This window comes from Massilia sp. CFBP9012 (assembly GCF_034045115.1).
Lineage (GTDB): Bacteria > Pseudomonadota > Gammaproteobacteria > Burkholderiales > Burkholderiaceae_D > Telluria.
On the sequence record NZ_JAXCWM010000002.1, the window covers coordinates 492078 to 512551 of the forward strand.

Annotated in this window: 15 protein-coding genes; 11 read left to right on the forward strand and 4 right to left on the reverse strand. The window is 64.6% G+C overall.

The window, feature by feature from the left end:
• The first annotated feature begins 324 nt into the window (after positions 1 to 324).
• From scpB to SOM61_RS04805, 11 genes are all read left to right on the forward strand, one after another.
• Entirely contained in the window at positions 325 to 1065 is a 741-nt protein-coding gene (gene scpB, locus SOM61_RS04755; protein WP_320473030.1) for an SMC-Scp complex subunit ScpB, read from the forward strand.
• Entirely contained in the window at positions 1052 to 3031 is a 1980-nt protein-coding gene (rluB, locus tag SOM61_RS04760) for a 23S rRNA pseudouridine(2605) synthase RluB (RefSeq protein ID WP_320473031.1), read from the forward strand. Before scpB ends, rluB begins: the two co-directional genes overlap by 14 nt.
• Positions 3032 to 3349: 318 nt before the next feature.
• A complete protein-coding gene (gene rimP / locus SOM61_RS04765; protein ID WP_147936314.1) occupies positions 3350 to 3838 on the forward strand; it encodes a ribosome maturation factor RimP in 489 nt (162 codons plus the stop codon).
• A complete protein-coding gene (nusA, locus tag SOM61_RS04770) occupies positions 3835 to 5400 on the forward strand; it encodes a transcription termination factor NusA (RefSeq protein ID WP_147936313.1) in 1566 nt (521 codons plus the stop codon). The genes rimP and nusA overlap by 4 nt, the downstream gene beginning before the upstream one ends.
• Before the next feature lie 44 nt (positions 5401 to 5444).
• A complete protein-coding gene (gene infB, locus SOM61_RS04775; RefSeq protein ID WP_320473032.1) occupies positions 5445 to 8276 on the forward strand; it encodes a translation initiation factor IF-2 in 2832 nt (943 codons plus the stop codon).
• Between the two features lie 239 nt (positions 8277 to 8515).
• Positions 8516 to 8968: a 30S ribosome-binding factor RbfA gene (rbfA, locus tag SOM61_RS04780; protein ID WP_320473033.1), complete on the forward strand. Its 453-nt coding sequence runs from the start codon at positions 8516 to 8518 to the stop codon at positions 8966 to 8968.
• Positions 8965 to 9891 (forward strand): tRNA pseudouridine(55) synthase TruB, encoded by a 927-nt coding sequence (gene truB / locus SOM61_RS04785; RefSeq protein WP_320473034.1) that lies wholly within the window; start codon positions 8965 to 8967, stop codon positions 9889 to 9891. The genes rbfA and truB overlap by 4 nt, the downstream gene beginning before the upstream one ends.
• A 237-nt stretch (positions 9892 to 10128) precedes the next feature.
• Positions 10129 to 11964, forward strand: a complete 1836-nt coding sequence (gene typA, locus SOM61_RS04790; protein WP_320473035.1) for a translational GTPase TypA — start codon at positions 10129 to 10131, stop codon at positions 11962 to 11964.
• 309 nt (positions 11965 to 12273) lie between these two features.
• A complete protein-coding gene (gene nhaA / locus SOM61_RS04795) occupies positions 12274 to 13509 on the forward strand; it encodes a Na+/H+ antiporter NhaA (RefSeq protein ID WP_320473036.1) in 1236 nt (411 codons plus the stop codon).
• The gene (locus tag SOM61_RS04800) at positions 13506 to 14834 is read left to right on the forward strand and encodes a TrkH family potassium uptake protein (RefSeq protein WP_320473037.1); all 1329 of its coding nucleotides are present in this window, start codon (positions 13506 to 13508) and stop codon (positions 14832 to 14834) included. Before nhaA ends, SOM61_RS04800 begins: the two co-directional genes overlap by 4 nt.
• Complete coding sequence (locus SOM61_RS04805; RefSeq protein WP_320473038.1) at positions 14827 to 15531, forward strand: potassium channel family protein; 705 nt, start codon at positions 14827 to 14829, stop codon at positions 15529 to 15531. Before SOM61_RS04800 ends, SOM61_RS04805 begins: the two co-directional genes overlap by 8 nt.
• Positions 15532 to 15559: 28 nt before the next feature.
• On the opposite strand, the gene fliD is transcribed toward SOM61_RS04805, so the two are convergent.
• The 4 genes from fliD to flgK all read right to left on the reverse strand — a co-directional run bounded on the left by fliD (position 15560) and on the right by flgK (position 20410).
• Positions 15560 to 16888, reverse strand: a complete 1329-nt coding sequence (gene fliD, locus SOM61_RS04810; protein ID WP_320473039.1) for a flagellar filament capping protein FliD — start codon at positions 16886 to 16888, stop codon at positions 15560 to 15562.
• 147 nt (positions 16889 to 17035) lie between these two features.
• Positions 17036 to 18082 (reverse strand): hypothetical protein, encoded by a 1047-nt coding sequence (locus tag SOM61_RS04815; protein WP_320473040.1) that lies wholly within the window; start codon positions 18080 to 18082, stop codon positions 17036 to 17038.
• 5 nt (positions 18083 to 18087) lie between these two features.
• The gene (flgL, locus tag SOM61_RS04820) at positions 18088 to 19002 is read right to left on the reverse strand and encodes a flagellar hook-associated protein FlgL (protein ID WP_320473041.1); all 915 of its coding nucleotides are present in this window, start codon (positions 19000 to 19002) and stop codon (positions 18088 to 18090) included.
• A gap of 7 nt (positions 19003 to 19009) precedes the next feature.
• Positions 19010 to 20410 carry a flagellar hook-associated protein FlgK gene (gene flgK / locus SOM61_RS04825; protein ID WP_320473042.1) on the reverse strand — a complete coding sequence of 467 codons (1401 nt, stop codon included), beginning with the start codon at positions 20408 to 20410 and terminating at the stop codon, positions 19010 to 19012.
• Between the last annotated feature and the right edge of the window lie 64 nt (positions 20411 to 20474).

Sequence of the window (20474 nt, forward strand, 5' to 3'; positions counted from 1 at the left end):
CGCACTCTCGTGCAACACAAGTCGCTCCCCGGAGAAGCCCCGATCGCGGGCGTGCCTGAGAGACAGCAGAGTTCCGCCGAGTTCCTCGTTTCGCAATGAAGATCAACACCAGCGGCCCGTCGCGCAGGCGGGTTGCCCCTGGCGGGTTCCTTGCCCGCCATGTATTAGCTCCGGCGCTCAGCGCGCCGGGCCCACGGATTCCGGTTTCAGGCAGCAGAGCGCAGGGCGACAGAGCCGGCGCATGGCACGCAGGCATGCGCGTCACTCGCATTGATGCTGTCCCGACCCCGATTGGCCGAATTGTTTGATTGACGACATCGCGATATGAATACTGACGAGGCCAAGAGAGTCCTCGAAACCGCCTTGCTATGCGCCCGCGAGCCGATGTCGATCCATGGCATGAAGAAACTGTTCGCCGAGGTCGACCCGCAAGGACGGCAGGTTGGCGCCGGCGTCGGCGCCGATACGATCAAAATCTTGCTGGAAGAACTGCGCCAGGACTGGGATGGACGTGGCATCGAGATCGTCAGCCTGGCCTCGGGCTGGCGGTTCCAGAGCCGTCCCGAGATGAAGCCCTATCTCGACCGGCTTGCGCCCGAAAAGCCGCCCAGGTATTCGCGGGCGACGCTGGAAACGCTGGCCATCATCGCCTACCGCCAGCCGGTCACGCGCGGCGACATCGAAGAGATCCGCGGCGTCGCGGTCAATTCGCAGACCGTCAAGATGCTGGAAGACCGCGGCTGGATCGACGTCGTCGGCCACCGCGAAGTGGTGGGGCGGCCGGCGCTGCTGGGCACCACGCGCCAGTTCCTGGATGACCTGGGCCTGGCGTCTCTCTCGCAGCTGCCGCCCCTGCAGCCGCTGGCCGAAGGCCCCGACAGCCGCAGCCTGGAAGCCCTCGAGGCGGCATTGAACGACAATTTTGACAAGGTGGGCGCCTCCGCGCCCGCCGACGATGTAGATTTAGCTACTTCACCCGTTGAAGTTCCGATCCGCGACACGCTTGATGACGGGATTGCCGAGGCGGGTCAGCACAATAAAGACACGAACGATGAACCCAACTGAACAAAACGAGACCAAGCCTGTGGATGCAGGCGAGCCAGCAGCAGCCAAGCCGAAGCGTACGCGCAAGGCGGCTGCCGTTGTCGACACTGCGCCAGGCGAGGCCGTAGCGGCCGAGGCGCCGGCCAAGCCGAAGCGCACCCGCAAGGCGGCCGTTGCGGCCGAGCCGGTCGCCGCCGAGCAGGCTGCGCCGGCGGCCGAAGCGCCGGCGCCGAAGACCCGCAAGCCGCGCGCCACCAAGGCCACGAAAGAAGAGTCGGCCGCAGCGCCGGCAGCAGCTGAAGCGCCGGCCCCTGCCGACGCTGCGCCAGTCCAGGAAGCGCGCAAGCCGCGCGGCCCGCGCCAGATGCGCGAAAAGCGCGCCGAACGCGAAGCGCTGCAGCAGGCTGCCGCGCCGGCTGTCGCCGAGCAGGCCGCTCCCGCGTCCGAGGCTGGCGTTGATGCCGTGTCGGAAGGCGAGCAGGAAGGTAAGCAGGATGCGCGCGGCCGCGGCCAGCCCAAGCAGGGCAAGCGCGGCCAGCAAAGCGGCCGTCCGACCCAGCAAAGCGCTCGTCCAACCGAGGGTGGACGTCCGGCCAAGCAGATCGGCCGCGGCGGCAAGCAGCAGCCGCAGGGCAGGGGCGGCAAGCAGCAGCCGGGCAGCGAAGCCGACAATGTGTTCTCCTTCGTGACGTCAAGCGACTTCGACGCCAACGAAGGCGCGCGCAGCAATGCCCAGGCAAAGCCGGCGCGCCGCGACCTGACCGCCGACGACGATGCGCCGAAGCTGCACAAGGTGCTGGCCGAGGCCGGCCTGGGTTCGCGCCGCGACATGGAAGACCTGATCGTCGCCGGCCGCGTGTCGGTCAATGGCGAGCCGGCCCATATCGGCCAGCGCATCCTGCCGACCGACGCGGTTCGCATCAACGGCAAGCTGATCCAGCGCCGCGTGAGCAGCAAGCCGCCGCGCGTGCTGGTCTATCACAAGCCGGCCGGCGAGATCGTCAGCCATGACGATCCGGAAGGCCGTCCATCGGTGTTCGACCGCCTGCCGACCATGAAGGCCGGCAAGTGGCTGGCCGTCGGCCGCCTCGACTTCAATACCGAAGGCCTGCTGCTGTTTACGACCTCGGGCGACCTGGCCAACCGGCTGATGCACCCGCGCTACAACATCGACCGCGAATACGCGGTGCGCACCCTGGGCGAGCTCGAAGAAGGCATGCGTCAGAAGCTGCTGTCGGGCGTCGAGCTGGATGACGGCAAGGCGGCGTTCTCGAAGATCCAGAACGGTGGCGGCGAAGGCATCAACCGCTGGTACCGCGTGGTGATCGGCGAGGGCCGCAACCGCGAGGTGCGCCGCATGTTCGAGGCGGTCGGCCTGACCGTCTCGCGCCTGATCCGTACCCGCTACGGCGCCATGACCCTGCCGAGCGGCCTCAAGCGCGGTCGTTGGGAAGAGTTCGAGGAAAACGATGTGCGCGCGCTGATGACGGCCTTCGGCGTCGAAAAGAAAGGCGCTGCCCCCGAGAAGCATGTCAAGGGCGGCCACAAGGGCAAGGGTCCGCGTCCGAACGGCATGCGCGCCGACGTCAGCCATGGCGCCGAGCGCAGCAACGATCGCAGCGACGGCAATCGCATCGACCGCGCCGACGCCAACCGCAATGTCGATCCTTTCGGCCCGCCGGTGTCGCGGGTCGGCAGCACCCGTGGCCAGGGCATCCTGAACGGTCCAGTGCCGGGCGGCAAGCCTGCCGGCGGTCGCCAGGGCGGCTTCGGCGGCCAGGGTGGCCAGGCTGGCGGCAAGGGCCGTGGCGCCAGCGCGGGTGGCGGCAAAGGTGCTGGCAACAGCGGCGCGAGCAGCAGCCGTCCGCGTCAGCCGGACCCGCTACAGACGACCTTCGGCTTCGCCGGCAGCGGCGGTGGTCGTCGTGGCGGCCAGGGACAGCGTGGCTCGGAACCCGGCCTGCCACGCCGCGGCCGTCGCGGCTGAACACCCTTCATGACCGGCCTGCGCAAGTGCGTGTGGGCCGGGCATGCGCCGGCCAGTCGGCGTAAAATGTTTCGTAATCCATAGCACCCTGCCAACTGTTGTTTAAAATCTCATTTGTGGTATGGAGATTGCGAGGGAAGTGGAAAAGCAGTATAATTTGCAGCCTAATCGAAGTCCTTCCCGAACGTTGTATCCGCGAGTCGTGATTCGCGTGACACTGGTGCAAGTGCTTTCATCTGGTTGGGTTGTAAGTACAAAAAGATGGGCAGATGCCCATTTTTTTTTTGGTAAATCGTTTTAAAGCCCTGGAGAAGTGCCTTGCAGCAGTTTGACTTAATCGCCACGACAGTCAGTGGACTCGGCTATGACCTCGTCGAAGTGGAACGAGGCGAGCGCGGGATCCTGCGTGTATACATCGATTTCCCGGCTGCCGACGCGGACGAAAAGGGCCCGATCACGGTAGAAGACTGCGCCAAGGTGAGCCACCAGCTGTCGCACGTGCTGACAGTGGAAAACGTCGATTACGAACGATTGGAAATTTCGTCGCCGGGCCTCGATCGCCCGGTACGGACCCTCGCCGATTTTGCGCGCTTCGCCGGCCATGAGTGCACGGTCAAGCTGCGCGTCGCGGTGCCCGGCAGTGATCACCGCAAGACGTTCACCGGTATCCTGCGCGGCGTCGAGAACGACAAGGTCGGTTTGGAATTTGACAGTAAAGATGGCCCGGCGTTGATGGAATTTACGCTGGCCGAATTGGACAAGGCACGTTTGGTGCCACAGGTGGATTTTAGGAGTCGCAAAGCATGAGTCGCGAAATTTTATTGCTGGTGGATGCGCTTGCGCGCGAAAAGAACGTCGACAAGGAAGTCGTTTTCGGTGCGCTCGAGTTCGCGCTGGCACAGGCCACGAAGAAGCGCTATGAAGGCGAAGTCGACATTCGCGTGTCGATCGATCGCGACACCGGTGAGTTCGAGACTTTCCGCCGCTGGCACGTGGTGCCGGATGAAGCGGGCCTGCAACTGCCTGACCAGGAAATCCTGCATTTCGAAGCCAAGGAACAAATTCCTGATATCGAAGTCGACGAGTACATCGAAGAGCCGATCGAATCGGTCGACTTCGGCCGTCGTTTTGCCCAGGACACCAAGCAGGTCGTGCTGCAGCGCGTGCGCGATGCCGAACGCGAGCAGATCCTGCAAGACTTCTTGGAGCGCGGCGATTCGCTGGTGACCGGCACCATCAAGCGCATGGAACGCGGCGATGCGATCGTCGAGTCGGGCAAGATCGAAGCGCGCCTGCCGCGCGACCAGATGATCCCGAAAGAAAACCTGCGCATCGGCGACCGCGTGCGCGCTTTCATCCTTCGTGTGGACCGCAATATGCGTGGCCCGCAGGTGATCCTGTCGCGCACTGCGCCAGACTTCATCATGAAGCTGTTCGAGCTGGAAGTGCCAGAGATCGAACAAGGCCTGCTGCAGATCAAATCGGCAGCCCGTGACGCCGGCGTGCGCGCCAAGATCGCCGTGTTCACGGCCGACAAGCGCATCGACCCGATCGGCACCTGCGTCGGCATGCGCGGTTCGCGCGTGCAGGCCGTGACCGGCGAGCTGGGCGGCGAGCGCGTGGACATCGTGCTGTGGTCGGACGATCCGGCCCAGTTCGTGATCGGCGCCCTGGCTCCGGCGAACGTGTCGTCGATCATGGTTGACGAAGAAAAACACGCCATGGATGTCGTGGTGGACGAAGAAAACCTGGCCATCGCGATCGGCCGTTCGGGCCAGAACGTGCGCCTGGCGTCCGAGCTGACCGGCTGGAAGATCAACATCATGACCGCCGAGGAATCGGCGAACAAGGTGGAACAAGAATCGGCCGCGATCCGCGCGCTGTTCATGGAAAAACTGGACGTCGACCAGGAAGTGGCCGATATCCTGGTTGAAGAAGGCTTCTCGAGCCTGGAAGAAATCGCCTACGTGCCAATTTCCGAGATGCTGGAAATTGAATCGTTCGATGAGGACACCGTCAACGAACTGCGCACCCGCGCCCGTGACGCGCTGGTGACCGAAGCGATCGCTTCCGAAGAAGGTCTCGAAGGCATGGAAGAAGCTCTGGTCAATCTGGAAGGCATGGACCGTACCGTTGCCGGCAAGCTTGGCCTGGCTGGTATCAAGACGGTCGAAGCATTCGCGGCACTGGCCTATGACGAATTCGGCGCCATCCTGGCACTGACGTCGGACCGCGCCCGCGACCTGATCAAGAGTGAATTTAATGATGTGACCGACGACGAGATGAAACTGGTCGATGGCAAGTACGACGACCGGGCGAAAGCACTGCAGGCGAAAGCCTGGAGCCTGGTAGAAACGGCCAAAGCTTGAAAATTTCTTTATCATCTGTCGCGACACGTAGAAAAGAGGACTGAATGGCGAGTAACAACGTAGCCCAATTTGCCACCGAGCTGAAGATGCCTGCAGACCTGCTGCTGACCCAGCTGCGGTCGGCCGGCGTCGAGAAAAGCTCGACGTCAGATCCCTTGTCGAAAGATGATAAGGACAAGCTGCTGAACCATCTGCGCCGTACCCACGGTGCAGCCGATACCGGCGAGAAGAAGAAGATCACGGTGACGCGCAAGGAAACCAGCGAGATCAAGCAAGCCGATTCGTCGGGTAAATCGCGTACCATCCAGGTCGAAGTCCGCAAGAAGCGCACCTTCGTGCAGCGCGACGACCTGGTCACGACCAAGGCGGCCGAAGAGCCGGTGATCGACCCTGCCGAACAGGCACGCCGCGAAGAAGAAGCGGCCCGCCAGAACGAGCTGATCGCCCGTCAGGAAGCCGACCTGCGTGAAAAGCAGGAACGCCTGGCCAAGCTGGAAGCGGAAGAAAAGGCGCAAGCTGCGGCCGCTGAAGAGCAGGCCAAGCGCGAAGCTGCCGACCAGGCCAAGCGCGACGCCGCCGAAAAGGCCGCGATTGCCGCTGCCGCCAAGGAAGCTGCTGCCGGCAAGGAAGCCGCTGCCGGCGCTGACGAAGCCGCCAAGAAAGTTGCCGACGACGCCAAGGCTGCGAAAGAAGTCGCTGCCAAGGAAGCCGCCGAACGCGCTGCCGCCACCGAGCGTGCACGCAAGGCCGTGGCTGACGAAGTGGCGCAGATCAAGCTCATGATGAGCCAGCCGCGCCGCGTGATCAAGGCGCCGGAACCGGTTGCCAAGCCAGCCGCTCCGGCGGCTGCCGCCGGCACGCTGCACAAGCCTGCGGACAAGAAGCCGGGCGAAGTCAAGAAGGACGACGCCAAGAAGCCGGGCGACAAGAAGTCGATCAAGTCGGCCAATGTGTCGTCGACCTGGTCTGACGACAAGAAGCGTGGCGGTACCGGCCTGAAAACCCGCGGCGCACCTGCCGGCGGCGGTGGCCGTGACGGCTGGCGCAGCGGTGGCCGTGGCGGCCGTCGCGGTCATGGCGACGATCGTGAATCGAACTTCCAGGCGCCTACCGAGGCGATCGTGAAGGACGTCCACGTTCCTGAAACCATCACCGTGGCCGAACTGGCGCACAAGATGTCGGTCAAGGCATCCGAGGTCATCAAGCAGCTGATGAAGCTGGGCCAGATGTGCACCATCAACCAGGTGCTGGATCAGGAAACCGCGATGATCCTGGTGGAAGAGATGGGCCACAAGGCCTTCGCTGCCGCCGAGGACGATCCGGAAGCACTGCTGGCCGACCAGGGCGAGCACACCGAGTACGAGTCGAGCTCGCGCGCACCGGTGGTTACCGTCATGGGTCACGTCGACCATGGTAAAACCTCGCTGCTGGATTACATCCGTCGCGCCAAGGTCGCTTCGGGCGAAGCCGGCGGCATTACCCAGCACATCGGTGCATACCACGTGGACACCCCGCGCGGCATGATCACCTTCCTGGACACCCCGGGCCACGAAGCGTTCACCGCGATGCGTGCCCGTGGCGCCAAGGCGACCGACATCGTCATCCTGGTGGTGGCGGCGGACGACGGCGTGATGCCGCAAACCAAAGAGGCAATTGCTCACGCAAAAGCCGCCGGTGTGCCGCTGGTCGTTGCGATCAACAAGATCGACAAACCGGGCGCCAACACCGACCGCGTGACGCAAGAGCTGGTCGCCGAAGGCGTGGTGCCTGAAGAATACGGTGGCGAGTCGCCATTCGTGCCAGTGTCGGCCAAGATCGGTACCGGCGTCGACGACCTGCTCGAGCAAGTGCTGCTGCAGGCCGAAGTGCTGGAACTGAAAGCGCCAACCGAAGCCCCGGCCCGTGGCCTGGTGGTCGAGGCCCGTCTGGACAAGGGCCGTGGCCCGGTCGCGACGATCCTGGTGCAGTCGGGTACCCTCAAGCGCGGCGACGTCGTGCTGGCCGGTTCCTCGTTCGGTCGCGTTCGTGCCATGCTGGACGAAAACGGCAAGACCATCGCTGCAGCCGGTCCATCGATTCCGGTCGAGATCCAGGGCCTGACCGAAGTGCCGAGCGCCGGTGAAGAAGTCATGGTCATGGCCGACGAGCGCAAGGCGCGTGAAATCGCCCTGTTCCGTCAAGGTAAGTTCCGTGACGTGAAACTGGCCAAGCAGCAAGCCGCGAAACTCGAGAACATGTTCGAGCAGATGGCCGAAGGCGAAGTCAAGAACCTGCCGCTGATCGTCAAGACCGACGTGCAGGGTTCGCAGGAAGCGCTGGTCGGCTCGCTGCAGAAGCTGTCGACTTCCGAAGTCCGGGTGCAGATCGTGCACGCCGCGGTCGGTGGCATCACCGAGTCGGACGTCAACCTGGCAACCGCGTCGAAGGCAGTCATCATCGGCTTCAATGCCCGTGCCGACGCCCAGGCGCGCAAGCTGGCCGAAGCGAACGGTGTCGACATTCGTTACTACAGCATCATTTACGATGCGATCGACGAGATCAAGACCGCACTGTCGGGCATGCTGGCGCCAGAAAAGCGCGAGACCATCACCGGCCAGGTCGAGATTCGCCAGGTCATCCTGGTCTCGAAAGTCGGCGCGATCGCGGGTTGCCTGGTCACCGACGGCGTGGTCAAGCGTTCCTCCTCGGTCCGCCTGCTGCGCAACAACATCGTGATCTGGACCGGCGAGATCGATTCGCTGAAACGCTTCAAGGACGACGCCAAGGAAGTGCGCGCCGGCCTCGAGTGCGGTCTGTCGCTGAAGGGCAACAACGAAATCCAGGTCGGCGACGTCCTGGAAGTGTTCGAAGTCACCGAAGTGGCGCGTACGCTGTAAGTCACGCCGTTGGCGTACCATGGGGCCAGGACGCTTCGCGGCAATGCCGCGGAGGGCCTGGCCCCTTTTTATCTTGGCCCGCAGCCCAACCACGTCGTTCCCGCGAAGGCGGGAACCCAAGTTTGCATGAATGACCACTGAATTCAAACGTGGTCACAGCGCAGGAAAAACTTGGGTCCCCGCCTGCGCGGGGACGACGGCGATTTGAAGCTAACAAAAGAATAAAGTAGTAAACCATCATGGCTAAACACAGTAAAAGCATTCCACAGCGCGGCCTGCGCGTGGCCGACCAGATCCAGAAGGATTTGTCGGAACTCATCGCCTTCGAGCTGAAGGACCCGCGCGTCGGCATGGTCACCATCAGCGAAGTCCAGCTGACCCCGGACTATGCCCACGCCAAGATCTATTTCACCCTGCTCAAGGACGGCGCGGAAGACGTGCGTCAGACCCTGGAAGGCTTGAACAAGGCCTCCGGCTACCTGCGCAATATGCTGGGCAAGCGCCTGCACATCCATACGCTGCCGTCGCTGCACTTCCTGCATGACACGTCGACCGTGCGCGGCCTGGCGATGTCGGCCCTGATCGACCAGGCCAACGCCACCCGCGCCAAGGACGATCCGGAGTCGAATCCCGAATTGCATCCCGAATTGCGTCCCGACATGCAGGCAGCCGACCCGGCGGACAAAGAGTGAACGGACGTCCCGCGAAAAAACCGCGCGACCTGGTCGATGGCGTGCTGCTGCTCGACAAGCCGGTCGGCCTGTCGTCCAATGACGCCTTGATCCGTGCCAAGCGCGTGCTGAACGCCAAGAAGGCCGGCCACACCGGCACGCTCGACCCGTTCGCCACCGGCTTGCTGCCGCTGTGCTTCGGCGAAGCGACCAAGTTCTCGCAAGACCTGCTCGAGGCCGACAAGACCTATGAGGCGACGGTCCACCTGGGCATCATGACGACGACCGGTGACACCGAGGGCGAGGCCATCGAGACGCTGCCGGTCGACGTCACGGTCGAGCAGATCGAGGCGGCGCTGGCGCGATTCCGCGGTCCGATCCAGCAGGTGCCGCCGATGTATTCGGCACTCAAGCGTGACGGCAAGGCCCTGTATGAATATGCGCGCGAGGGCATCACGCTCGAGCGCGAGGCGCGGCCGGTGACCATCCACGCGCTGTCGATGATCGACTACCAGGCGCCATTCCTGAACATCCGCGTCACCTGCAGCAAGGGCACCTATGTGCGCGTGCTGGGCGAAGACATCGGCGCCGCGCTCGGCTGTGGCGCGCACCTGAACGCGCTGCGCCGGATCGAGGTCGGTGCGCTCGACGTCGCCGGCATGATCACGCTGGACGAACTGCTGGCGCACCCGGACCCGCTCTCGCTGCTGCGTCCGGTCGATGCCTTGCTGTCGACCTTCCCGTCGATCGAACTGGGTGCCGAACTGGCAAGGCGTTTCCTGCAAGGCCAGCGCCTGGCGCTCGGCAAGGAAGACGTCGCCGTTCCGGAACAACAGGGCAGGGTGCGCATCTACCACGACGGTCGCTTGCTCGGCACCGGCCAGTTGGGCGAGTATGCGATCCTGGCGCCGGAGCGCCTGATCTCGACGGCGGCGCCGGCCTGACTCCTTGCGCGAGCCTTGCCTTAGCGCATGTCATGCGCCTGTCACCGGCAGCGGCTAAGCTGCTGCGGTGACGACGCGCCGGCGATCCGCCAAAAAATCGTGTCTTTCCCGCGCAAGATTCAGACTGGGCCGCTTCCCATGCTATACTAGTCGGTTTCCGAAATCTGTTTCAGTAAGCGGCAGCATCGGACTTGCAGTTCCAGTACATTCTGTACTCCACGCTACTTCTCAAAAATCATGTCAAACACCAAACGCGCGATTCGTAATATCGCAATCATTGCCCACGTTGACCACGGCAAGACCACGCTCGTCGACCAACTGCTGCGTCAGTCCGGCACCTTCCGTGAAAACCAGGCGGTGGACACCCGCGTGATGGACTCGAACGATCTCGAGAAAGAGCGCGGCATTACCATTCTGTCGAAGAACTGCGCCGTCGAATACGAAGGCACCCACATCAACATCGTCGACACCCCAGGCCACGCCGACTTCGGCGGTGAAGTGGAACGCGTGCTGTCGATGGTCGACTCGGTGCTGCTGCTGGTCGATGCGCAGGAAGGCCCGATGCCGCAGACCCGCTTCGTGACCCGCAAGGCGCTGGCCCTGGGCCTGAAGCCGATCGTCGTCGTCAACAAGGTCGACCGTCCGGGCGCACGCGCCGACTGGGCCATCAACCAGACCTTCGAACTGTTCGACAAGCTGGGCGCGAACGACGAGCAGTTGGACTTCCCGATCGTCTACGCTTCGGGCCTGAACGGCTATGCCGGCCTGGACGAAAGCGTGCGCGAAGGCGATATGAAGCCGCTGTTCGACGCCATCCTGCAACACGTGCCAGTGCGTGACGACAATCCGGAAGGCCCGCTGCAGATGCAGATCACCTCGCTCGACTACTCGTCGTACGTGGGCAAGATCGGCATCGGCCGCGTGAACCGCGGCACCGTCAAGACCGGCCAGGACGTCATCATCCTGAACGGCCCTGATTCGACCCCGATCAAGGGCCGCATCAACCAGGTGCTGAACTTCAAGGGCCTCGAGCGCGTGCTGGTCGACTCGGCCGTTGCCGGCGACATCTGCCTGATCAACGGTATCGAAGACATCGGCATCGGTTCGACCGTCTGCGCCGTCGACACGCCAGAAGCGCTGCCGATGCTGACCGTCGACGAGCCGACCCTGACCATGAACTTCATGGTCAACAACTCGCCACTGGCCGGCCGCGAAGGCAAGTTCGTCACCAGCCGCCAGCTGCGTGACCGCCTTGACCGCGAACTGAAAGCCAACGTCGCGCTGCGCGTGGCGCCGACCGACGACGACACGATCTTCGAAGTCTCGGGCCGCGGTGAACTGCACCTGACGATCCTGATCGAAAACATGCGTCGTGAAGGCTTCGAACTGGCCGTGTCGCGTCCGCGCGTGGTCTTCAAGATGGTCGATGGCGTGCGCCATGAGCCGTTTGAAAGCCTGTCGGTCGACGTCGAAGAAGTCAACCAGGGTGGCGTGATGGAAGAACTGGGTCGTCGCCGTGGCGATCTGCAGAACATGGAATCGGACGGTAAAGGTCGCGTGCGCCTCGAGTACCTGATCCCGGCGCGTGGCCTGATCGGCTTCCAGGGCGAATTCATGACCCTGACCCGCGGTACCGGCCTGATGAGCCACGTGTTCCACGAATACGCACCGGTCGACAACAGCCGTGGCGAAATGGCTGGCCGTCGTAACGGCGTGCTGATCTCGCAGGATGACGGCGCCGCCGTCGCCTACGCGATCTGGAAACTGCAAGACCGCGGCCGTATGTTCGTCGAGCACAACACCCCGGTGTACGAAGGCATGATCATCGGCATCCACTCGCGCGACAACGACCTGGTCGTCAACCCGATCAAGGGCAAGCAGCTGACCAACGTGCGTTCGTCGGGTACCGACGAAGCAGTGCGCCTGGTGCCGCCGATCCAGATGTCGCTGGAATACGCCGTCGAGTTCATCGAGGACGACGAGCTGGTCGAGATCACCCCGAAATCGATCCGCCTGCGCAAGCGCTACCTGAAAGAGCACGAGCGCAAGAAAGCCAGCCGCGAAGGCGCGTAAGCAATCACTCCGGGGCGATTCGCCGCCTCTCGATAAAAATCCCGCTGCATGCAGCGGGATTTTTTTTGGCGTGCGTTATAATCGGACAAGGGTGATCGCGCCGCCAGGTGCGACAGGATTTGCGCTGGTCGGGCCGCCACGCCGGCCTTTCTGCGACCCTTATGCACCATACCTGCATTGCTGCCTGCGACACACCATCTACCGCCACCTCTCCACCACCCGCGCTGCCCGCGTGCCGGCCGCGTCCCGCCACGCGCCGCCATGCGACCAGGCTTTCCCATGAAACATCATCAATTATGGAGACTCTCGATGCGCATTGAGCAGCGCCTGTCCGACACATTCAAACAATTCGCCGCCTCCGGCAAGGCCGGCGGCGTCGTCCTGATCCTGTGCACCATTGCCTCGCTGCTGGTCGCGAACTCGGCCTGGGGTCCGTCCTATCTCGCCTTCTGGCAGATCGTCCTGGGCGGCCTGAGCGTCGAGCTGTGGGTCAACGACCTGCTGATGGCGATCTTCTTCCTGCTGATCGGACTCGAACTGCAGCGCGAACTGCGCAATGGCGAGCTATCCGACCTGCGCAACGCCTTGCTGCCGATCGTCGCTGCCTTCGGCGGCATCGCAGTGCCGGCGCTGGTTCACTTCCTGCTCAACGGCGGCACGCCAACCCAGCCCGGCATGGGCATTCCGATGGCCACCGACATCGCCTTCGCGCTCGGCGTGCTGGCCCTGCTGGGCAGCCGGGTGCCGGCCTCGCTCAAGATATTCCTGACGGCGCTGGCGGTCATGGACGACCTCGGCGCGATCATCGTCATCGCCGTCTTCTATACGGCGCAACTGTCGCTGGTCTACCTGGCAGGCGCGCTGGGCATGTTCGTCGGCCTGCTCGTGCTCAACCGCGGCCTGCGCGTGGTCGCCCTGTGGCCCTACCTGCTGGGCGGCGCCGTGATGTGGTTCCTGATGCTCAAGTCGGGCGTCCATGCCACCATCGCCGGGGTGCTGCTGGCCTTCACCATCCCTTACTCGCACCGGCAGGACGATGGGGCCTCGCCCGCGCACCGCATGGAACATGTGCTGCACAAGCCGGTCGCCTTCCTGATCCTGCCGATCTTCGCGCTGGCCAATACCGGCATCGTGATCGGCGCCGGCTGGGCCGCCGAACTGATGGCGCCAAACAGCCTGGGCATCCTGCTCGGCCTGGTGGCCGGCAAGCCGGCAGGCATCTTCGCCTTCACGTTCGCTGCCGTCGCCATCGGCCTGTGCCGCTTGCCGCTGGACCTGGCCTGGCGCCACGTGCTGGGCGCCGGCCTGCTCGGCGGCATCGGTTTCACGATGTCGATCTTCATTACCAACCTGGCCTTCACCGGCCACGCCGAGATCATCAATGCCTCGAAGATGGCGATCCTGGCCGCTTCCCTGATTGCGGGCGTGCTGGGCTTCGCCTGGCTCAAGCTGTTTGGCAAACCGGCCGAAGGCGACACCGATCCGGACACCATGGACTTCGATGACGGGCGCGCCGACCAGGAAGGAGTTGCCGCAGCGCGATGAAGAACATCCTCCATCCGGCGCGGATCGTGGTGCTGTTGTTCGCGCTGGCGATCCTGGCGGGAACCGCGGTCCTGATGCTGCCGCTGGCGCGCGCGAACGGCGAGACTGCGCCGCTGATGGTGGCTTTCTTCACCTCGGTGTCGGCGATCTGCGTGACCGGCCTGGTGGTGGTCGATACCGGCAGCTACTGGTCGGGCTTCGGTCAGGCCGCAATCATGGTGCTGTTCCAGCTCGGCGGCTTCGGCATGATGACCGCCGCCACCTTGCTGGGGCTGATGGTCAACCGCTCCTCGCGCCTGCGCACGCGCCTGATCACGCAGACCGAGACCCGCTCGCTGGGCATGGGTGACATCGCCAGCGTGGCGCGCGTGGTGTTCGCGGTCACGCTGGCGATGCAGGTCGTTATCGCGGCCATCCTGCTGGCGCGGATGGTGTGCGGGCATGGGCTGGGCTGGCAAGAGGCGGCCTGGAGCGCCGTATTCCACGCCGTCTCGGCCTTCAACAACGCCGGTTTCTCGCTGCATGCGGACAGCCTGACGCGCTATGCGGGAGACGCCCTGGTGCTGGCGCCGGTGATGATCGCGATCGTGGTGGGCGGCATCGGATTCCCGGTGCTGCACGACTTGCGCCACCGCCTGCGCGACCCGCGCCACTGGTCGCTGCATACCAAGCTCACCCTGGTGGGCACTGCGGTGCTGCTGGCCGGCGGCTTCGTCGTGATCCTGCTGTTCGAATGGCATAACGGCGCGACCCTCGGCGGCTTGCCGGTCGCCGACAGGCTGCTCAACGCCATGTTCATCTCGACGGCCGCGCGCGCCGCCGGCTTCAACACCGTCGACTTCTCCGCGCTTGCGCCGGAAAGCTGGGCGCTGCATTATCTGTTGATGTTCATCGGCGGCGGCAGCGCGGGTACTGCGGGCGGCGTCAAGGTGGGCACGGTCATGATCCTGGTCATGCTCGTGATCGCCGAGGCGCGCGGGCATACCGATACCGAGGCGTTCGGGCGCCGGGTCGCCGTCTCGGCCCAGCGCCAGGCGGTGACGGTGCTGGTGCTGGGCAGCGTGATCGTCGCGTTCGGCACGGTCGCGCTGCTCGGAATCTCGCACTTCCCGCTCGACCGCGTCATCTTCGAGGTCGTCTCGGCATTCGGCAGCACCGGCCTGTCCACCGGCATCACCGCCGAGTTGCCGGTGGCGGGGCAACTGGTGCTGACCGCCCTCATGTTCGTCGGCCGGGTAGGAACGATCACCCTGGCGACCTCGCTGGTGCTCGGCGAGCGCCGCATGCCTTACCGTTATCCGGAGGACCATCCAATTGTTGGGTAGAATTTTCACAGAACAGTTCGCCTTTTCGGCGGGCGACAGCGTCGTCGTCATCGGCCTGGGCCGCTTCGGCGGCGCGGTGTCGCAGTCCCTGATGCGCCTCGGCCATGACGTCATGGGCATCGACGAGAAGGAAGATCTGGTGCAGCTCTGGAGCGAGCGCCTGACGCACGCGGTGCAGGCCGATTCGACCAACGAGAACGTCATGTTGCAGCTGGGCGTGGCCGATTTCTCGCATGCGATCGTGGCGATCGGTTCCGACCTGGCGGCCAGCCTGATGACCCTGATGGTGCTGACCGAGCTGGGCATCAAGGATATCTGGGTCAAGGCGATGACGCCCGAACATGGGCAGATCGCCCAGCGCATTGGCGCTCATCATGTGGTGTATCCGGAAGCCGACATGGGCGCCCGCGTGGCGCACCTGATCACCGGGCGCATGATGGACTTCATCGAATTCGAGGATGGCTTTGCGATCGCCAAGATCCATGCGCCGGTGGAAACGCACGACGCCACTCTTGCCGAATCGCATATCCGCTCGCGCTTCGGCGTGACCGTGGTGGGCGTCAAGCGGGCCAATGCGGATTTCCAGCATGCGCTGCCCGAGACGCGCATCCTGCCGGCCGACCTGTTGATCGTGTCGGGTCCCACCAAGAAGATCGAACTGTTCGCCGCAGGCGACAAGCGCGGGCGGCGGCGCTAGGGCGGCCACCCCGCACAGCAGTGCGGAATCAGGCCATGTAATCGAACAGCGACATCGGCCGTCCCGCGCCCCCGCCGAACAGCAGCCCGCCGCCCGTGCCGGCCATCTGGTATTGCTGGGCCATGAGCGTGGCCTGGCGGGTCACGGTGTCGATCACCTTGTCGCGCTGGTCGAGCAGGCGGTCGCGCTCGCGCAACACGCTGGCCGCCTCGACGCCCAGGGCGCCACTTGAGCCGATCTGCTTGTCGACCTGGCTCACCAGGCGCTCGGCCAGGCCGCCCTTGTCGCTGAACACCTTGTTGGCGCGCGCCGGATCGGCGGCGATGGCCGCCTTGAGCTTGTCCTCGTCCAGCACCAGCGCGCCATCCTTTTGCGTGAAGCCGAAACCGGCCAGGTCACGGACACTGCTGCTGTTGACGATGTTGCCGATCTGGGCTTTCATCCGCAACAGCGTGGTGTCGGAGCGGGCGTCGCCCGTTTCCAGCTTGCCCAGCTGGGTGTTCAGGTCATTGAAGGCCTTGACGAAATCCTTGACGTTGCCGGCAATCGCGGCCGGATCGCTGCGCACCTCGACCTCGCTCTTGCCGGTCTCTTTCAGGGTCAGGTTCAGGCCGGGGATGGCCTCGGTGACCGAGTTGGTGGCGGAGGTGACGGTCTTGTCGCCAACCACCACGCGCGCATCCTGGGCCGCGGCCACTTGCTGCATGGCGCCTTCCTTGCCCGGCTGGTAAGCGAGCAGCCCACCCAATACCGGGTCGCCGGCGACGCTGATGCGCATGCCGTTGGCGGCGCCCGTTTCGCCGGTCAGGCTCAGCGAATAGCCGTCGCCATTCTTGGCGACTTCGGCATCCAGGCCGGCCTCGCGCATGGCCTTGGCGATGCCTTCGAGGCTGCTGTCGCTTGGATCGATGCGCACCGTGGTCTTCTTGGCGTTGGCGCCGGATCCGGTTTCGACCGTGATCGTGCTGGCGCCGCCATTGCCCAGCGTCGCACCCTTGTCCGCTACCGCCTTGGTCTGCAGTTTCTGGCCCTGGGCCAGTTGCTGGACGTCGACCGTGTACTTGCCGGGCGTGGCGGAGGAGGCGCTCAGCTTGGCCGTCAGGGCACTGCCGCTGGCGGTGGCGAGCATGTCGAGCTTGCCGCCGGTCAGGCCGGCCGCGACCGAGCGGAAACCGTCCAGCGCCAGCGCCATCTTGCCGATCGATGACAGGCGAGCGTCGTCGCGCTTGACCTGGGCGTCGAGGACTTTCAGCCCGGGATTCTGGGCCAGCAGCGACTGCGTCAGGTTGGTGCGGATGTCGCCGTATTGCCTGGCGGCGGGCTGGGAGGCCAGTCCCGTGGTGGAAGTTGTCAGCATGGCTCGATAATCCTGGTTGAGAATGGCGTACAACCGAAGGTTGCTACCCTTGCTTTATCGCATGAAAATGCGATCGTGAACAGTCATCGATTGTATCGGTGGCCGGAACGGTCAAGTCCCGGCCACCCATGTGCGAGCTGGTTCGGCTCAGCGCAGGCCGAGCAGGGCGGTCACCCGGTCGCGGCTGACGCCGACCAGGGCCGAGGTGATGGCCAGCAGCGAATTGTAGTCGTGGCTGGCGGCGGTGGCGGTGAAGTCCTGGGCGATCATGGCCAGTTCGGCGGTCGGGATCTCGGGCTGGGCGTTGCGCGCCATGGCGGTGCTCAACGCCAGCGAGGCCGTATCCTGGGAGCGGCGCACCCGGGCCAGCGCCTGTACCACTTCGCGCAGGCTCTGGCGCAGGGCGTCGGGGTTGCCCAGCTCCCAGTTCTGCGGATCGAGGGCGGCCGGCAAGGGCATCGTGTCGACCCGGCCGCGACCGGTCACCGCGATCGCATCCTTTATGCCGGCGAATGTCGATTCGCGCGTGGTAAACACCAGCTCGCCTCCCTGGTCCAGGCCTGCGCGCACCTTGACCGGGGCCAGGGTGCGGTCGAGGCGCTGGGCGATTTCTTCGGGCGTCATGCCCGGCTCGATCGTGGCCGCCAGCTGTGGACCGCCGGCGCTGCCGACCGAGAAGCCCATGGTCTGGGTGCCGCCGCTGCGCAGCGAGGCGATGTTCATGCCCTGGATGCGGAAACGCTGCTGGGCGCCGGCCACGGCGTCGAAATCGAGCGCGGAATCGACGCCGTCGCCGGCCTGCTGGCGACGGCCTTCCAGCGCCGCCGTGAGCTGGCGCACCCGCGCTTCGAGATCGCGCGAGGCCGCCGCGCCGCGGCTCGACAGGCGCGTGCTCAGGTCGGCCTTGAGCGCCTCGAGCTGGCTGGCCATGCGGGCCAGGTAGTCGAGCGCCTGCTGGGCGCGTGCGACCTCGCTCTGCAGGTTCTGGTTCATGCCGACGCCGCGCCGCAGCGGGCTCGAGGTCGGCGGAGTGCGGGTGATGGCGCGGCTGTCGGCGTCGAGCGGTGGCACGGCGTGGGCCCTCCCGGTGGCCGTGGTGCTCTGGGCGCCGGTGTTGCCGCTGACGACGGTGCCGTTAGCGGTGGCGCCCGAGGCGGTCGGGCTGGCGGCGGCTGGTCTGGAGAGTGCTTCCATGGCCGTCAGATCGCATTGAACAGCGACAGGTTGCCGATCTTGGCGTAGGCCTTGTAGGTCGCCTGCAGGGCGGTCGAGTAACCGTTGAGCTCAGTGGCGGCGACGCCGACGTCGAGCGCGCCGATGTCGGTGATCGCGATCTTGTTCGACAGGCTGATGTTGGTGTGGTTGTCGTCCAGGGTCTTGATGATGTTCTGGCGTCCACCCAGGTCGGCGATCTTGCTCGAGATCAGGGCTTGCGCAGTGTCGAAGCCGGCCAGGTTGGCCGTCAGCACGGCCCGTATGGCCGGATCGTTGGGCGTGGCGCCCGGCTGCGACATGACGTCGAGGGTGGCGTCGATCTCGTTCAGCAGTTTCTCCAGGCCATCGAGGTTCTCGTTGGCAGGCTGGGTCAGGCCATTGCCGACCACGACGTTCTGCGCATTGATATTGCCTGCGAAGCTGTAGCGCGAACCGATAGGCAGGGTGTCGTCGTAGACCATTGGCGCAGTCTTGGTCAGCGTGCCGGCGAACAGGTAGTTGCCTTCCTCGTCGATCGTGTTGGCGGTATGGAACAGGCTGTCGCGCAGCGATTTCAGCGGCGCGATCATGGCCTTCAGGTCGTCCGGGGTATTGGCGCCGTCCAGGGCCCAGACCAGCTGGTCGCGGCCCGGGATCATCTCGTTGACCATATTGCTCAGATAGCCCTCCGACTTGGTCAGGCGCAGCTGGAGCGAGGAGATATTGCTGCGGTACTGGCCGACCGTGGATTCCTCGCGCGCCAGGCGCGACAGGCGCACGCTGTCGACCGGGTCGTCCGAGGGCAGCAGGATGCGCTTTTGCGTATCGAGCTGGCGCATGATGTAGCTGAGCCGGTCCTGGTTGTTCTGGAGCGACTGGTTCATCGTCGATTGGTACTGGGCGGTAGCGATACGCATCATGTTCTCCTTACTGCATCATGGCCAGGGTGGCGTCGAACAGCGAATTGGCGATCGAAATCACCTGCATATTGGCCTGGTACATGCGCTGGAACTCCACCAGCTTGACCGCTTCTTCGTCTTCGTTGACGCCGCTGGTCGACTGCCAGTCGTTGATCGACTGGACGCGCACGGTCTCGGCGGTCTTCAGGGCGGCCTTGTTGATCTTGCTGTCCACGGCCAGCTTGCCCAGCATCTGGGTGTCGGCATCGCTCAGCAGCACGGTGCCGATGTTGGGCAGGGTGATCGATTTGGACTTGAGCGCGGCCAGCAACTGCAGGTTGCCGGTATCGCCCGGCGTGCCGTCGCTCGAGAACGCCAGGTCCTGGGCCTTGAAACCCTCGGCCGTCTTGAGCATATTGGAGCCATTGCCGGGGGTGTAGACGAACAGCGGCTTGCCAGGGGCCCAGGGAAGCGTTGGATCGGTCGGATGCGGCTCGCCGGTGTAACCGCCCGCCAGCGTGTCGTTGACGAGGGTCGCGAGCTGCTGCGCCAGGTCATCGACGTCTTCCTGCAGGGGCAGCAGGGTATTGATCTCGAACTGGGTCAGCCCGCCGAGCTGGCCGCCCATCTTGCTGGCGTCGAGCGTGAAGGTCGAGTTGGCGAAGGCGATCGAGAACGCCTGCGGCGAGTCGGCGGTCGGGGCCGCCTTGAGGGTGCCGTGCATGCTGCCGATCACCAGCGCCTGGCCGCTCTTGAGCGAGACGTCGCGGCTGCCGTCGCCATTGTCCGAGACTTCGAGCGCCATCTTGTTCGACAGGTCGTCGATGGCCTGGTCGCGCGCGTCGATCAGGCTCGACGCCGACACGCCGCCGGCCTGGGTCTCGATGATCTGCTGGTTCAGGCGGGCGATGGTGGCGATGTCGACGTTGGCCGAGTCGACCAGGGCGCTGCGCTGCTGGCGCACCGAGGTCAGCTGGGTGTTGAAGACGTTGTTCAGGCCGTTGAAGCGCTCGCCCATCAGGCCGGCCGCGGTCAGCACCTGCTGGCGCAGCGGGGTCGAACCGGGGTCGCCCGCCACCGCATTTACCGCCTTGAAGAAGTCGTCGATGCCGGCCGACAGGCTGGCCGAGGCGTCGCCCATCAAGCTTTCGAGCTGGGTCAGGTATTGCTGCGACTGCGAGTACATACCCTGTTCCGAATTGGCGCGCCACATCGCCTGGGTCTTGTAGTTGTCCGAGAAGCGCAGCAGCGAGGTCACCTGCACGCCGTTGCCGGCCGAGCGGCCGCTGGCGTCCGGACCGACCGCCATCAGGAGCGCCGATTGGCGGGTATAGCCCTTGGTCTGCAGGTTGGCGATGTTGTGGCTGCTGGCCGACAGGGCGATCTGGGCGGCGAGGGCGCCGGAGAGGGCATTATTGATGATCGTCATGGTGCGAATTCGTCCTCGAGACAGGTTAACCTGTAAAGGCGACCGATTATTGCTGTCTATTAAG